Origin of the sequence: Pseudomonas sp. EL_65y_Pfl1_R83 (assembly GCF_963970695.1) — a bacterium.
In the GTDB taxonomy this organism is placed as follows: Bacteria; Pseudomonadota; Gammaproteobacteria; order Pseudomonadales; family Pseudomonadaceae; genus Aquipseudomonas; species Aquipseudomonas tritici.
In genome coordinates this window covers 233,343-247,650 of the sequence record NZ_CAXAQI010000007.1, presented here as the reverse complement: position 1 = coordinate 247,650, position 14,308 = coordinate 233,343, and the positions used below count along the sequence as shown (strand labels likewise).

Below are 14,308 nucleotides of genomic sequence, written 5' to 3'. Positions count from 1 at the left end.
CTGATGTATCTGGAATGAACAACCGCGTGGATGCGTTATGGCGGTCAAACAGGTGTTTGAAACATACGTTTACCACCTTGGGATGTCAAGCGTCGTCCGGATGCCGTTTGTCATGACGTGGGTCAATGGCGCGCACGGCAACGTCTGCGGCGGATTGCCACACCAAAATGAGTGTAGAAGTTCGAGAGGACGAAGCAGAACAAATGTGGGGCGGCTTCCCTGCGCTACAGGCGCCTCGCTGCATCAACAGGACCGCGCAGATGCTATCGCAGGCAAGCCATCTCCCACAGGAAAGCCGGTGTGCAGGCGCAGAGAGCGTTAAGCGTAGGTATCGATCAACGTGCCGAGCATTTCATCCGAAGCCTTGGCGACTTTTACGCCGAGCTCGACTTGGAACTTGCCTTGGGCCATTTCCACCATGTTGCTGGCCGAGTTGGACAGCTGGGCGCGGTCGTTGGCCTGCAGACGGTCGCTTTGCGCATCCGATGGCTGGGTCGTCGCGGCGCTGGCAATCTTGCCCGCAGCCTGGTCGACACGGTTCTGCCCGGCCTGAATAGTGCTCAGCCCCGAGTAAAACGCGCTGCTTCCAGAGATTTCCATGGCGTAAGCCTGCCTTTAGAGAATCGTGAGCTGTGATTGAAGCAGAGTTGCCCACAAAACACCCGACAAAAACACTAATGGCATAATGCCTCAGCGATAGCCAAAATCAGTCAAGCAAGTCTAACTGTAGGTACTCCGCCACGGTTTCAGCCCCCGCATGCTTAAGTTTCGGCACACGGCCCAGGCATGGCGCAGGCAACCGCTCTGCCAGGGTGGCGAGGTTTTCTTCCAGACGGGAGGTCTTGGGGTCGATGATATTGGCCACCCACCCGGCCAACTGCAAACCGTCTCGCGCGATGGCTTCGGCGGTAAGCAAGGCGTGACTGATGCACCCCAGCCGCACGCCCACCACCAAAATCACGGGCAGTTTGAGCGCCATGGCCAGGTCCGACAAATTCGCCTGATCAGCCAATGGCACACGCCATCCGCCGGCGCCTTCGATCAGGGTGAAATCCGCTTGCCTGGCCAGAACCTGCTGCATAGGTTTGAGCAAAGAGTGAACGGTGAGCGAGACACCCGCTTCCCGCGCCGCCAGATGGGGCGCGATGGCCGGTTCGAATGCCACCGGGTTGACCTCGGCATAACTCAGGGGCAATGAGCATTCGGCCAACAACGCCAGCGCATCAGCATTACGCAAGCCTTTGGGCGTGACCTGGCAGCCGGAAGCCACCGGTTTGCCGGCAGCGGTGCTTTTGCCAGCTTGCCGCGCCGCGTGTAACAGGCCGGCGGCAATGGTGGTCTTGCCGACATCGGTGTCGGTGCCAGTGATGAAGTAAGCGGCGGTCATAGCGGTTTCTCCAGTACGGCATACACCACTTGGTAAGTCGCCGGCAGGCCCTGGGCCTGACGGAACTGCTCATACGCTTGCACCAGTGCAACAATCCGCGCACGCCCCGTCAAGCCTCCCGGCCGGCCGGGGTTGAGGTTATGCGCGCCCAAGGCCTTCAGCTCATGGGTCAGGCTGCGCACGTCCGGGTAGTGCAACACATGGGGGCGGCGCTCCAGGCTCGCTACTCGCAGGCCACTGGCCGCGCACCGCTGCTGATAAGCCTCGAAGGTGCGAAAGCGGTTGACGTGGACCAGGCCATCCGCGGCGCGCCAGCTTTCGCGCAGTTCTTCCAGGGTGCCCACGCAAAGACTGGCAAACGCCAGAACACCCCCCGGTTGCAGCACACGATAGGCTTCACTGAGCACCGCCTCGAAGTTCGCGCACCATTGCACCGCCAGACTGGAGAAGATCAGCCCGCAACTGGCATCGTGCAGCGGTAAACGCTCGGCGTCCCCCGCGATGAAATGTCTAGCGCCACCCAACGGCCGCGCGTGGTTGAGCATGCCTTCTGCAATATCCAGCGCCACGCCCTGGCTGGCGGGCAACCGTTCACCCAACACACGGCTGAAATAACCGGTGCCGCAGCCCATGTCCAACCAGCGTTGCGGCGCGATGCCTGCTGGCAAACGCGCCAGCAATTGGCTGCCCACGGCCCGCTGCAACTCGGCAACGCTGTCGTAACTGGCCGCCGCGCGGGAAAAGGAGGCCGCCACCTGGCGCTTGTCCGGCAAGCCACCCGGCAGCGAGGCGTGGGATAAATCAGTCATCGACGCACTCATGCAAAAAGGCCTGGATGGCCCCCGCTACACCGTGGGGGTCTTCCAGAAGAAACGCGTGGCCGGCCTGTTCAATCAGGCCGATTTCAACATCGGGGAGCAGGGCCAGCAGGGCGCTGGCGGCTTCGGCGGGCACCAGCTCGTCCATGCCGGCAAACAGGTGCAGCTGCGGGCCACGGAAGGCCAGCAAAGCGTCGCGCGTATCGAGTTGGGCGAGCAGCTCTAGCCCGGGCATCAACACACTCGTCGGTGTATTCGGCGCGCCACTGACCAGCAGGCGCGACAGCCCGCGTGGGTCCTCCGCGCCCTTGGCACACAACAGGCCGAAGCGCTTGAGGGTGACCTGGGAGTCGGCATGGCAGCCGGCGAGGAACGCGTCAAAGGTCTCGGCGGGCATCGCGCTCGGCCAGCCGTCATGGGCAACGAAACATGGATTGCTGGCCAGGGTCAGCAGGCCGCAGCAGCGCTCTGCGCGCCGCGCCGCCAGCGCCGAAGCGAGCATGCCACCCAGCGACCAACCGCCCAGCCAGGCGTTGTCCGGCAGCGTGGCGTCGAGTTCGTCGAGCCATTCATTCAGGTCACTGGAGCCCAGCGCCGGCAGCGGCTCGATCTGCACCCGCAGGTGCTCGTCCAGGCCTTGCAAGGCGGCGGCCAAAGGCTCCAGCGGCGATACGCCAAGGCCCCAGCCGGGCAGCAATATCAGTCGATCACGCATGGTTGGGCTCCGTGGCGCCTAACAAGCGGAAACACGCTTCCAATGCATTTAACAATAGCCGCACCTGCGCCTCACTGTGGGCCGCGGTCAAGGTCACGCGTAAGCGCGCGCTGCCAGCCGGCACGGTAGGTGGGCGGATCGCGGTCACCATCAAGCCGCGTTCGCGCAGCATGTGCGACAGACGCATGGCTTTGGCACTGTCGCCGATCAGGATCGGCTGGATAGGCGTAAAGCTGTCCATCAAGTCCAAGCCGAGCTGCTCCGCGCCCTGGCGGAACTGGCGAATGAGGCTGTTGAGGTGCTCGCGCCGCCAGTGCTCGGTACGCAACAGCTCCAGGCTTTTCAAGGTAGCGCAGGCCAGGGCGGGCGGTTGGCTGGTGGTGTAGATGTAAGGCCGGGCGAATTGGATCAGGCTTTCGATCAGTTCTTCGCTGCCGGCCACAAAGGCCCCCGCCGTACCGAAGGCCTTGCCGAGGGTGCCGACCAGCACCGGCACCTCCTCCTGGCTGAGGCCGAAATGCTCGACGATCCCGCCGCCGTGGGCGCCCAAAGGGCCGAAACCGTGGGCGTCGTCCACCATCAACCAGGCGCCCTTTGCCTTGGTTTCACGGGCCAGCGCGGGCAAATCCGCCAGGTCGCCGTCCATGCTGAACACGCCGTCGGTGACCACCAGCGTATTACCGGTCGCCTTCTCCAGGCGCTTGACCAGGCTTTCAGCGTCGTTGTGCAGGTAGCGATTGAAGCGCGCACCGGACAGCAGGCCGGCATCCAGCAGCGAGGCGTGGTTAAGCCGGTCTTCCAGCACCGTGTCGCCCTGCCCCACCAACGCCGTGACCGCACCGAGGTTGGCCATGTAGCCGGTGGTAAACAGCAAGGCGCGTGGGCGACCGGTCAGGTCCGCCAGGGCTTCTTCCAGTTCATGGTGCGGCGTGGCATGCCCGACCACCAAGTGCGAAGCGCCACCGCCCACGCCCCAACGGGAGGCACCGGCGCGCCAGGCCTCGATCACCTGCGGATGATTGGCCAGGCCCAGGTAATCGTTATTGCAAAACGCCAGCAACGGCTGGCCGTCCACCACCACTTCCGGGCCTTGGGGGCTACCCAGCAGCGGGCGTCGGCGATAGAGGTGTTCGGCACGGCGGGCAGCGAGGCGCGCGGCGAGATCAAAAGACATGCAGGCCTCATTTAAGCAGACTGAGCGCGGTCGAAGTGTGGGAGCGCATCCAAGGTGAGACCGGGGGGGTCACACAGCGGCGTTATAGAACTGCTCGCTGCTCTTCTGCTCCACCAACGCCTGCTCGATCGCGGCCTGATGCACTTCATCCGCGTGCTCTTCCCGCGCTTGCGGCAGGATGCCCAGGCGCGAGAACAGTTGCATGTCCTTGTCAGCCTGTGGGTTGGCGGTGGTCAGCAATTTGTCGCCGTAGAAGATCGAGTTGGCACCGGCAAAAAACGCCAAAGCCTGCATCTGCTCGTTCATCGCCTCACGGCCGGCCGACAGGCGCACGTGGGATTGCGGCATCAGGATGCGCGCCACGGCCAGCATGCGGATGAAGTCGAAGGGGTCGATATCCTCGGCATTTTCCAGCGGCGTACCGGCGACCTTCACCAGCATGTTGATCGGCACTGACTCAGGATGCTCAGGCAGGTTGGCCAGTTGGATCAGCAAGTTGGCGCGGTCGTCGAGGGACTCGCCCATGCCAAGGATGCCACCAGAGCAGATCTTCATCCCCGAATCACGCACATAGGCCAGGGTTTGCAGGCGCTCGCCATAGGTGCGGGTAGTGATAATGCTGCCGTAGAACTCCGGCGAGGTATCGAGGTTGTGGTTGTAGTAGTCAAGGCCGGCCTGGGCCAGGGCCTCGGTCTGATCCTGGTCCAAGCGGCCGAGGGTCATGCAGGTTTCCAGGCCCATGGCCTTCACGCCTTTGACCATCTGCAGCACGTAAGGCATGTCTTTGGCCGACGGGTGCTTCCAGGCGGCGCCCATGCAGAAACGCGTCGAGCCGATGGCTTTGGCGCGAGCGGCCTCTTCGAGGACCTTCTGCACTTCCATCAGCTTTTCTTTTTCGAGGCCCGTGTTGTAGTGGCCCGACTGCGGACAATATTTGCAATCTTCCGGGCAGGCACCCGTTTTGATCGAGAGCAGCGTCGACACTTGCACACGGTTGGCGTCGAAATGCGCGCGGTGCACGGTCTGCGCCTGGAACAACAGGTCATTGAACGGCTGCACGAACAGCGCTTTGACTTCGGCGAGAGACCAATCGTGACGCAAAGTGGCGGTGGTGCTGGCGCTCATGGGCGATTCCTTGATTATGCTTTGGCAAACGCTGTGGGAAGGGCAATACCCACAGGCACGACACGGATGCTCGGCATATTTAAGGAAGATTCATGCACTGTCAACCAGAGCATAAACACCAGGTTTACATCTGGTTAAAAACCGTACAGACCTGCTTAATCTGCGATGAGGCGACGCAATCCACCCATTGTGTGTGCAACGTCTGCGAAACCGAGCTGCCTTGGCTGCTGGAGCACTGCGACGTGTGCGCCCTTCCACTGCCGATGGAGGGTTTGGTGTGCGGCCAATGCCAGAGACAACCACCGCCCTTTAAACAGGTGATCGCCCCCTGGACCTACAGCTTTCCCATCGACAGCCTGATCAGCCGCTTCAAACACCAGGCGCGCTGGCCCTTCGGGCAGATGCTCGCAAGACTATTGGCGCAACACCTGCAGTACCGCCTGGACAACACTGAACTCACACGCCCGGATTGCTTGCTGCCGGTGCCCATGGCGCGCAAACGCCTGCGCGAGCGCGGCTATAACCAGGCCTTGATGCTGACGCGTTGGCTCAGCAGCGAGCTGAACCTCCCCCACGATGAACATGTGTTGTTACGCCCTCATGATACGGTCGCCCAGCAAGCCCTCGACGCCAAGACTCGCAAGCGCAATCTGCTCGGCGCCTTTGCCCTGGCCCCCGGCGCCCAAGTGCAAGACCGGCACTTTGCCTTGGTGGACGACGTACTCACCACCGGCGCCACCGCCCACAGCCTGGCGCAACTGTTGATGAAGGCCGGCGCGCGACAGGTTGATGTGTACTGCCTGGCGCGCACGCCCAAACCGGGCAGCTGACTTGACTCCAGCCAACCTTGCCCGCAACGTTCGGCCCATCTCATCGAAGCGTACCCACATGTCTCTGCCAGCCTCCCTCAGCCAGCACATCATCCGTCGCCCACAGCGCATTGCCTTGCTGGCGCATATCGCCGAGCAGGGCTCCATCACCCGCGCGGCGAAAAGCGCTGGTTTGAGTTACAAGGCGGCGTGGGATGCTATCGACGAGCTGAACAATCTTGCGCAAAAACCACTGGTGGAACGCAGCGTCGGCGGCAAGGGCGGCGGCGGCGCCAAGCTGACGGTCGAGGGTGAGCGAGTGTTGCGTCTTTACCAGCGCCTGCAAGTGTTACAGGCCCAAGTGCTGGGCTCTGATGAAGCCGCCAGTGACTTCAACCTGCTCGGCCGCTTGATGCTGCGCACCAGCGCGCGCAATCAACTGCATGGTCAAGTCTGCGCCATCGAGCATCATGGCCGCAATGATCTGGTCCGCCTGCAACTGGCTGGCGGGCTGACCCTGGATGCGCAGATCACTCACGACAGCACGCAGCGACTGGAGCTGGAAACTGGCGTGGAAGTGGTCGCACTGATCAAGGCGGGCTGGTTGGAATTGCTCGCACCCGAGGTTTCTGCAACAACTGGACACAATTGCATGAGCGGCACCGTCGACGCCATTCTCGATGCCGACGACGGCCCCAGCGAAGTCCGCATCGTGCTGCCCAACGGCCAGGTTCTATGCGCCCTGGCGCAGCGCGACACGCTCAACGCCCTCGGCGCAGCCAGAGGCCAGACGATCCTGGTGCAGTTCGCGCCGAGCAATGTGCTGCTGGGAACACCGGTGTAAGTCGCCACCTTCTTTTAACTGCAACAATTTCGTCACGCCCGCTCCTTAAGGTGTCTGCAAAAACCGCAGGGAGCCTGAGATGAGCCTATTAGAAGAAAACCAAGCCACCGACCTTGAGCAGATGGTCGGCCTCACCCGCCGCCGCTTTATCGGCGCCGGCGCTTTGTGCGGTGCCGCGATGTTCCTGGGCGGCAACCTGCTGACACGCAGCGCCCTGGCCGTCAACGCCGCCACCGCCAGCCCGCTGTTGGGTTTTACCAGCATCGCCGCCGCTACCAGCGACGCTATCACTTTGCCGCCGGGCTACAGCGCTTCGGTGTTGATCAGTTGGGGCCAGCCGCTGAGCAAGAGCGCGCCGGCGTTCGACCCGTCCGGCAACGGCACGGCCAACGCTCAGGAACAGCAGTTCGGTGACAACAACGACGGCATGAGCCTGTTCGCCTTCCCCGGCGACGACAACCGCGCCCTGATGGCGATCAACAACGAATACACCAACTACCGCTACCTCTTTGCCCACGGCGGCGCGCCGCAATCGGCCGAAGACGTGCGCAAGGCGCAGGCCAGCGAAGGCGTGTCGGTGATCGAAGTGCGGCGCAAGGGTGACACCTGGCAATTCGTCCAGGACTCGCGCTACAACCGGCGCATCCACGGCAACTCGCCGATCCGTCTGAGCGGCCCCGCCGCCGGTCACGAATGGCTGAAAACCAGCGCCGACACATCCGGCAAGAAAGCCCTCGGCACCTTCCAGAACTGCGCCAACGGCAAAACCCCGTGGGGCACTTATCTGACCTGTGAAGAGAACTTCACCGACTGCTTTGGCAGCAGCAACCCACAGCAAACGTTTGATGCCGGGCAGAAACGCTACGGCGCCGGCGCCGCCAGCAAAGACATCAACTGGCACCAGCACGACCCGCGCTTTGACCTGGCCAAGAACCCCAACGAGCTCAATCGCCATGGCTGGGTCGTGGAAATCGACCCGTTCGACCCGCAATCCACCCCAGCCAAGCGCACCGCCCTGGGCCGCTTCAAACACGAGAACGCTGCCCTCGCTGAAACCCGCGACGGCCGCGCCGTGGTGTACATGGGCGACGACGAGCGCGGCGAGTTCATCTACAAGTTCGTCAGCCGCGACAAGATCAACCATAAGAACCCCAAGGCCAACAAAGACCTGCTCGACCACGGCACCCTGTATGTGGCGATCTTCGACGCGGGCGACGGCAATGCCGACCACCCCAAGGGCAAGGGCCAGTGGGTCGAGCTGACCCATGGCAAAAACGGCATCGACGCCAGCAGCGGTTTCAACAGCCAGGCCGAAGTGCTGATCCACGCGCGCCTCGCCGCCAGTGTGGTGAAAGCCACGCGCATGGACCGCCCGGAATGGATCGTGGTCAGCCCCACCGATGGCCAGGTCTATTGCACCCTCACCAACAACGCCAAGCGCGGTGAAGACGGCCAGCCCGTCGGCGGCCCCAACCCCCGTGAGAAAAACGTCTACGGCCAGATCCTGCGCTGGAAAGCCGACGCCGATAACCACGCCAGCATGGCATTTACTTGGGACCTGTTTGTGGTGGCCGGCAACCCTGGCGTTCACGCCGGCACGCCGAAGGGCGGTTCGTCGAATATCAACCCGCAAAATATGTTCAACAGCCCTGATGGCTTGGGTTTCGACAAGGCCGGGCGGCTGTGGATTCTGACCGACGGCGACTACAGCAACGCGGGTGATTTCGCGGGGATGGGTAATAACCAGATGCTCTGCGCTGACCCGACCACCGGGGAAATCCGTCGTTTCATGGTTGGCCCTGTGGCCTGTGAAGTGACGGGCATCAGCTTCTCGCCGGATCAGAAGACGTTGTTTGTGGGGATTCAGCATCCGGGTGAAACCGGCGGCTCCACCTGGCCGGAGCACCTACCGAATGGCAAGCCGCGTTCGTCGGTGATGGCGATTCGACGGGATGACGGCGGTATCGTCGGCGCCTGATAGACCGCTTTCGCGAGCAAGTCGAAGCGTCGAACCGGCGGTTAGACGCTTCGACTTGCTCGCGAAGGCGTCCCCACAGCCACCACCTATCTATGCTCGTGTGCGTTACCATACCCGGCCGGACGCGGCGACCTGCTGCGCGCAGGAGTTTGCATGGCCCATCCGTTTGAAACACTCACTCCCGACCTGGTGCTCGACGCTGTCGAAAGTATCGGCTTCCTCAGCGATGCGCGCATTCTCGCGCTTAACAGCTACGAAAACCGCGTTTACCAAGTGGGCATCGAAGACTCCGAACCGTTGATCGCCAAGTTCTATCGCCCACAGCGCTGGACTAACGAGGCGATCCTTGAAGAACACCGTTTCACCTTCGAACTGGCCGAATGCGAAGTGCCGGTGGTGGCGCCACTGATCCACAATGGCGAAAGCCTGTTCGAACACGCCGGTTTCCGCTTCACCTTGTTCCCACGCCGTGGCGGCCGTGCGCCGGAGCCGGGCAATCTGGATCAGCTGTATCGCCTTGGGCAACTGCTTGGCCGTTTGCATGCGGTGGGTTCCACCCGCCCGTTCGAACACCGTGAAGCCTTGGGCGTGAAGAACTTCGGGCACGATTCCCTAACCACCCTGCTGGAAGGCAACTTCATTCCCAAGAGCCTGCTGCCGGCCTACGAGTCCGTGGCGCGCGACCTGCTCAAACGCGTGGAAGAGGTGTACAAGGCCACGCCGCACAAGAACATCCGTATGCACGGCGATTGCCATCCCGGCAACATGATGTGCCGTGACGAGATGTTCCATATCGTCGACCTGGATGACTGCCGCATGGGCCCGGCGGTGCAGGACCTGTGGATGATGCTCGCCGGAGACCGTCAAGAATGTCTGGGACAGTTGTCGGAATTGATGGACGGCTATCAGGAATTCCACGACTTCGACCCGCGTGAACTGGCGTTGATCGAACCGTTGCGCGCCCTGCGCCTGATGCACTACAGCGCCTGGCTGGCACGGCGCTGGGATGACCCGGCGTTTCCCCACAGCTTTCCCTGGTTTGGCAGTGAGCGCTATTGGGGCGACCAGGTGTTGGCATTGCGCGAACAACTCTCGGCCCTGAACGAAGAACCTCTGAAACTCTTCTGACGGCTTCTCTGTGGACGCCGGGCTTGCCCGCGATGCAGGCACCTCGGTTGTGCAGGAGAACCGAGATGATGCTATCGCGGGCAAGCCCGGCGCCCACAGAAAGCAGATCCCAATGCCTGAGAAATATCCTTACAATTACGCTTTGTTAGCTGCCTAAGCAAGGATTCCGCATGCAAGCCGCCAACCCCCGCAAGGGGTACATCCTGGGCCTTAGCGCCTATGTCATCTGGGGTCTGTTCCCGCTCTACTTCAAAGCCATCGCCAGCGTACCCGCCGCCGAGATCATCGTGCACCGCGTACTGTGGTCAGCGCTGTTCGGCGGTTTGCTGCTGATGGTGTGGAAACACCCCGGCTGGTTCCGCGAACTGCGTGACAACCCCAAGCGCCTGGCGATCCTGGCCCTCAGCGGTTCGCTGATTGCGGCCAACTGGCTGACGTATGTGTGGTCGGTGAATACGGGGCGCATGCTGGAAGCGAGCCTGGGTTACTACATCAACCCGCTGGTCAATGTGCTGCTGGGCATGCTGATCCTGGGTGAACGCCTGCGCCGTCTGCAATGGGTCGCCGTCGGGCTGGCTGCAGCGGGTGTGGCGCAACAGGTGTGGCAGGTGGGCAGCTTGCCGTGGGTGTCGCTGGTGCTGGCGTTGACCTTTGGCTTTTACGGATTGATCCGTAAACAGGCGCCGGTGAAAGCGTTGCCGGGGCTGGTGGTAGAAACCTGGATGCTGGTGCCCATTGCTGTCGCATGGCTGCTGTTCAACCCAACGGCCCACAGTGCGCAGCTGGAATTTTGGAGCACCTCAGAAGCCTGGTGGCTGGTAGCTGCGGGCCCGGTGACGCTGATCCCGCTGGTGTGTTTCAACGCCGCCGCACGGCATTTGCCTTACACCGCGCTAGGCTTCCTGCAGTATGTGGCGCCGACGCTGGTGCTACTGGAGGCCGTGCTGCTGTTCGGCGAACACCTGGCGCCGAGCACGTTGACTGCCTTCGCCTTTATCTGGGCAGGCCTGGTGGTGTACAGCGTGGATATCTGGCTGAGCGTGCGAAAACGCTGATCAAATAACGTACAAACCTCTGCAAGGCACGGTCGGCGTGACTTGCAGACACCCATCCCAAGGTTATCCACAACCTGATCCCCGCCATTTGTGCACAAGCCCTTGAAACTGCTCGTTTTTTGCTCAGCTGACGGAGAAGCCCGGCCGGTCTGGCCTGGCGCCGGGTCTCTACAGGTTATCCACAGGCCCATGCAAGATTTCCATGCATAACCTCATGGCCCGATTATTCCTCGTGGTGCAACTCCACCATCAAGTCATCCGCCAGGGTTTCCAGGGATAACTGCAATACATCCAGGGATAATGCTGCCGGCACCTGCAACAGCGCCTCGGCAGTGAACAACGGGTCACCGCTCATAGGGGCCGGGCGAACGTCAGTGCTCAGACTCGCCAGGTTCACCCCCTGCTGGCTCAGCAGCGCCGTGATCTCGCGCACGATGCCCGAACGGTCGTTGCCCACCAGCGTCATCACAATCGCTTTGGATGCTGAAGCCTGGCCAGTGCTGCCCTCACCCACCAGCACACGAATGCCGTGTGTGGATAAATCCTCCAGCGCGCCCACCAACGCCTGACGGCTCTGCGTCGGTACACTGACCCGCAGGATCCCGGCAAACTGCCCGGCCATGTGCGCCATGCGGCTTTCCAGCCAGTTGCCGCCGTGGGCGTTGATGTTCTGCGCAATGCGTTCAACCAGCCCGGGTTTGTCGGCGGCGATAATTGTGAGTACAAGATGGTCCATGGCAAAGCCCTCTGGAATTCAATCTACAAGGTGGACCCGGAAGCCCTTGAAAACAAATCGTGTACCATTTTTATATTTATCTGGAACAATCCAATAGTTTTTTGAGAACATCCGATTCTCCGCTGTGACCGTACGACCAAAGTGGGTCGCTAAACGACGTATTTAGTCTAATTTTCACAACCGCAAGTCATCATGTAGTATGCCCAACCGTGCACTACATAATGAAAATCTGAAAAAGCGCATAAGCTCCGCAGAGTGAGGCAAGCAATGACTGAACACGTTCAAGTCGGTGGCCTGCAGGTCGCCAAAGTCCTGTTCGACTTCGTGAACAACGAAGCCATTCCCGGTACGGGCATCACTGCCGACCAGTTCTGGGCCGGTGCCGACAAGGTCATCCATGATCTGGCACCGAAGAACAAAGCCCTACTCGCCAAACGCGACGATTTCCAGGTGCGCATCGATACCTGGCACCAGACCCACGCCGGCCAGGCTCACGACCCGGTGGCCTACAAAGCCTTTCTGCAAGACATCGGCTACCTGCTGCCAGAAGCTGCAGACTTCCAGGCCACAACCCAAAACGTCGATGACGAAATCGCCCGCATGGCCGGCCCTCAGTTGGTCGTGCCGGTGATGAACGCGCGCTTCGCACTCAACGCCTCGAATGCGCGCTGGGGTTCGTTGTATGACGCACTGTATGGCACCGACGCCATCAGTGAAGCCGATGGCGCCGAGAAGGGCCAGGGCTACAACAAAGTGCGCGGCGACAAGGTTATCGCCTTCGCCCGCGCTTTTCTCGATGAGGCCGCCCCGCTCAGCGCCGGCAGCCACGCCGAGTCCACCGGCTACAAGATTGCCGATGGCAAGCTGATCGTCAGCCTCAAGGGCGGCAGCAACAGCGGCCTGCGTGACGACGCGCAGTTGATCGGTTTCCAAGGCCCTGCGGCTGAGCCGATTGCGATCCTGCTGAAAAACAACGGCCTGCACTTCGAAATCCAGATCGACGCCAGCACCCCGGTCGGCCAGACCGATGCCGCCGGCGTCAAAGACGTGCTGATGGAAGCCGCGCTGACCACCATCATGGACTGCGAAGACTCCGTCGCCGCCGTCGATGCCGATGACAAGGTGGTGATCTACCGCAACTGGCTCGGCCTGATGAAGGGCGACCTGGCCGAAGAAGTAGCCAAGGGCGGTAAGACCTTTACCCGCACCATGAACGCCGACCGCGTCTACACCGGCGTGGATGGCAAGGATGTCACCCTGCACGGTCGTTCGCTGTTGTTCGTACGCAACGTGGGTCACCTGATGACCATCGACGCGATCCTCGACAAAAACGCCAACGAGGTGCCGGAAGGCATTCTTGACGGCTTGCTCACCAGCCTCGCGGCGATCCACAGCCTCAACGGCAACAGCAGCCGCAAGAACAGCCGCACCGGCTCTGTGTACATCGTTAAACCGAAAATGCACGGCCCCGAAGAAGCGGCGTTCACCAACGAGCTGTTCGGGCGCATCGAAGACGTGCTGAACCTGCCGCGCAACACGCTGAAAGTCGGGATCATGGACGAGGAACGCCGCACCACGGTCAACCTCAAGGCCTGCATCAAGGCGGCCAGCGAGCGTGTGGTGTTTATCAACACCGGCTTCCTTGACCGCACTGGCGACGAAATCCACACCTCCATGGAAGCCGGCGCGATGGTGCGCAAGGCCGCGATGAAGGCCGAGAAGTGGATTGGCGCCTACGAAAACTGGAACGTCGATATCGGCTTGAGCACCGGCCTGCAAGGTCGCGCGCAGATCGGTAAAGGCATGTGGGCCATGCCCGACCTGATGGCGGCGATGCTCGAACAGAAAATCGCCCATCCATTGGCCGGTGCCAACACTGCCTGGGTGCCGTCGCCAACGGCAGCCGCATTGCACGCGTTGCACTACCACAAGGTCGACGTTTTCGCCCGCCAGGCCGAACTGGCCAAGCGCGAGCGCGCCTCGGTGGACGACATCCTGACGATTCCTCTGGCCAGCACCACCGACTGGTCTGACGAAGAAGTCCGCAACGAGCTGGACAACAACGCCCAGGGCATCCTTGGCTACGTCGTGCGCTGGATCGACCAGGGCGTCGGCTGCTCGAAAGTGCCGGACATCAACGATGTGGGCCTGATGGAAGACCGCGCCACCCTGCGCATCTCCAGCCAGCACATCGCCAACTGGCTGCGCCACGGCATCGTCAACGAAGCCCAAGTGATGGAAAGCCTCAAGCGCATGGCGCCGGTGGTGGACCGTCAGAATGCCGGGGATAAGTTGTATCGCCCGCTGGCACCGGATTTCGACAGCAACATCGCGTTCCAGGCGGCGGTGGAGTTGGTGATTGAAGGGACCAAACAGCCGAATGGGTATACCGAGCCGGTATTGCACCGTCGGCGGCGGGAGTTCAAGGCTAAAAACGGCCTGTAAATGAAAAAGCCCTGGTCGCGAGATCAGGGCTTTTTATTGGGTTTTGTGACGGCTGGACTGGCGCTTGCTCGCGAAGAGGCCATCACCGTCAACA

13 protein-coding genes are annotated in these 14,308 nt (G+C 61.7%); 6 read left to right on the top strand and 7 right to left on the bottom strand.

What is annotated here, in order from left to right; all coding sequences use genetic code 11:
• Positions 1 to 318: 318 nt before the first annotated feature.
• From AACY08_RS13085 to bioB, 6 genes are all read right to left on the bottom strand, one after another.
• Positions 319 to 600 carry a pyrroloquinoline quinone biosynthesis protein PqqE gene (locus tag AACY08_RS13085; RefSeq protein WP_339415380.1) on the bottom strand — a complete coding sequence of 94 codons (282 nt, stop codon included), beginning with the start codon at positions 598 to 600 and terminating at the stop codon, positions 319 to 321.
• A gap of 106 nt (positions 601 to 706) precedes the next feature.
• On the bottom strand, positions 707 to 1,387 hold the full coding sequence (bioD, locus tag AACY08_RS13080) for a dethiobiotin synthase (protein ID WP_339469780.1): 681 nt from the start codon (positions 1,385 to 1,387) through the stop codon (positions 707 to 709).
• Positions 1,384 to 2,196 carry a malonyl-ACP O-methyltransferase BioC gene (gene bioC, locus AACY08_RS13075; RefSeq protein WP_339469779.1) on the bottom strand — a complete coding sequence of 271 codons (813 nt, stop codon included), beginning with the start codon at positions 2,194 to 2,196 and terminating at the stop codon, positions 1,384 to 1,386. The genes bioD and bioC overlap by 4 nt, the downstream gene beginning before the upstream one ends.
• The gene (locus tag AACY08_RS13070) at positions 2,189 to 2,920 is read right to left on the bottom strand and encodes an alpha/beta fold hydrolase (RefSeq protein ID WP_339469778.1); all 732 of its coding nucleotides are present in this window, start codon (positions 2,918 to 2,920) and stop codon (positions 2,189 to 2,191) included. The genes bioC and AACY08_RS13070 overlap by 8 nt, the downstream gene beginning before the upstream one ends.
• Complete coding sequence (bioF, locus tag AACY08_RS13065) at positions 2,913 to 4,094, bottom strand: 8-amino-7-oxononanoate synthase (RefSeq protein ID WP_339469777.1); 1,182 nt, start codon at positions 4,092 to 4,094, stop codon at positions 2,913 to 2,915. The genes AACY08_RS13070 and bioF overlap by 8 nt, the downstream gene beginning before the upstream one ends.
• Before the next feature lie 69 nt (positions 4,095 to 4,163).
• Positions 4,164 to 5,219 (bottom strand): biotin synthase BioB, encoded by a 1,056-nt coding sequence (bioB, locus tag AACY08_RS13060; protein ID WP_339469776.1) that lies wholly within the window; start codon positions 5,217 to 5,219, stop codon positions 4,164 to 4,166.
• Between the two features lie 92 nt (positions 5,220 to 5,311).
• Here bioB and AACY08_RS13055 point away from each other — a divergent pair, with 92 nt between their 5' ends.
• From AACY08_RS13055 to rarD, 5 genes are all read left to right on the top strand, one after another.
• Positions 5,312 to 6,049 carry a ComF family protein gene (locus tag AACY08_RS13055; protein ID WP_339469775.1) on the top strand — a complete coding sequence of 246 codons (738 nt, stop codon included), beginning with the start codon at positions 5,312 to 5,314 and terminating at the stop codon, positions 6,047 to 6,049.
• A gap of 58 nt (positions 6,050 to 6,107) precedes the next feature.
• Positions 6,108 to 6,872, top strand: coding sequence for a TOBE domain-containing protein (locus AACY08_RS13050; protein ID WP_339469774.1), 765 nt, complete (start codon positions 6,108 to 6,110; stop codon positions 6,870 to 6,872).
• A gap of 79 nt (positions 6,873 to 6,951) precedes the next feature.
• Complete coding sequence (locus tag AACY08_RS13045) at positions 6,952 to 8,850, top strand: PhoX family protein (RefSeq protein ID WP_339469773.1); 1,899 nt, start codon at positions 6,952 to 6,954, stop codon at positions 8,848 to 8,850.
• A 153-nt stretch (positions 8,851 to 9,003) separates the two neighbouring features.
• Positions 9,004 to 9,978 carry a serine/threonine protein kinase gene (locus tag AACY08_RS13040; protein WP_106575556.1) on the top strand — a complete coding sequence of 325 codons (975 nt, stop codon included), beginning with the start codon at positions 9,004 to 9,006 and terminating at the stop codon, positions 9,976 to 9,978.
• Between the two features lie 170 nt (positions 9,979 to 10,148).
• Positions 10,149 to 11,033, top strand: coding sequence for an EamA family transporter RarD (gene rarD, locus AACY08_RS13035; protein ID WP_339415371.1), 885 nt, complete (start codon positions 10,149 to 10,151; stop codon positions 11,031 to 11,033).
• 223 nt (positions 11,034 to 11,256) lie between these two features.
• Here the strand turns inward: rarD and AACY08_RS13030 are convergent, their stop codons facing one another.
• Positions 11,257 to 11,769, bottom strand: coding sequence for a glycine cleavage system protein R (locus tag AACY08_RS13030; protein WP_339415370.1), 513 nt, complete (start codon positions 11,767 to 11,769; stop codon positions 11,257 to 11,259).
• Between the two features lie 267 nt (positions 11,770 to 12,036).
• Between AACY08_RS13030 and AACY08_RS13025 the strand changes: the two genes are divergently transcribed.
• Positions 12,037 to 14,214 (top strand): malate synthase G, encoded by a 2,178-nt coding sequence (locus AACY08_RS13025; RefSeq protein ID WP_339469771.1) that lies wholly within the window; start codon positions 12,037 to 12,039, stop codon positions 14,212 to 14,214.
• The last annotated feature ends 94 nt before the right edge of the window (positions 14,215 to 14,308 follow it).